Annotated in this window: 1 protein-coding gene; it reads right to left on the bottom strand. The window is 57.5% G+C overall.

The window, feature by feature from the left end; translation table 11 throughout:
- Positions 1-255: 255 nt before the first annotated feature.
- Positions 256-414: a hypothetical protein gene (locus tag EN780_RS39285; protein ID WP_189557062.1), complete on the bottom strand. Its 159-nt coding sequence runs from the start codon at positions 412-414 to the stop codon at positions 256-258.
- Between the last annotated feature and the right edge of the window lie 452 nt (positions 415-866).

An 866-nucleotide genomic window follows, 5' to 3' on the forward strand; every position in this document is an offset into this window, starting at 1 on the left:
TCATGGACGGAGACGGTCAATGATTCATCCAAATCGCTTGAGGCCATTTCGTCGACTGCTATGTCTTGCAGAGCCTTGAGTGCCTCTCGTCGCATTTCGCTCAGGCTATCGAGATCGACCCAGGCATCGCCAACAGCGAGCCCATTTCTCACGACCTCGAAGAGGTACTTCGACATTCGGCCACTGTGAGACAAAGCAATTGTGGCGGCATTCAAATTTGAGGGCCGGCTATGAGCACGGCGTCCAGCCCTCCGCCTAGCCGGCGGTCAATGCTTTGTGGGGCCTGACGCCGTGGGCGAGAATGCTGATTTCGGCTTCGGTCAACGTGATCTGATAGCGCTGTGTGGAATTCTGCGAGTAGATGTCGTCAGCAATAATCGAGACGGTCACATCGCCATTCTCGTCGATCTGCACATCCTCGATCTGCAGCGGCGCTGAGTATATGCACTTCGGTGATCCTGGCCTTCGCGCAGGTTGAGAGACAGTCGCAATGTGAAAAATCCCTTGCTGTAAAATCGTCTGAAGCAAAATTGATGCCAGCAATTCGGTCCCGAGATGAAACACTGAAACGTTGGGCTACTCCCACGTTCGTCCTTTTGGATACGTGCCTGCTATTTGGGCGAGAGCGTAGTGTTTCGCCAGCCGGCGCCGTGTTCGCCCCCGACACCCAGCGCCGGTTAGGCCCGGCTTTTGCTGGCCTACCCACGCCAGCCTGCCGGGCCGCTCCCGTTTCATGGACTCCAGCCTTTGCGCTTGTCCGGTGTGGCCGCGTGGTTGGTGAATTGTAGGTTCCGGTCGTCTCGGCCGGCGCCGCGGCACTCGTGGCAGAAGATCACCTTGACCAGATCCCAGTGCATCGCGCCATG

The sequence above is a fragment of the Mesorhizobium sp. M4B.F.Ca.ET.089.01.1.1 genome (genome assembly GCF_004022605.1).
Taxonomy (GTDB): Bacteria; Pseudomonadota; Alphaproteobacteria; order Rhizobiales; family Rhizobiaceae; genus Mesorhizobium; species Mesorhizobium abyssinicae.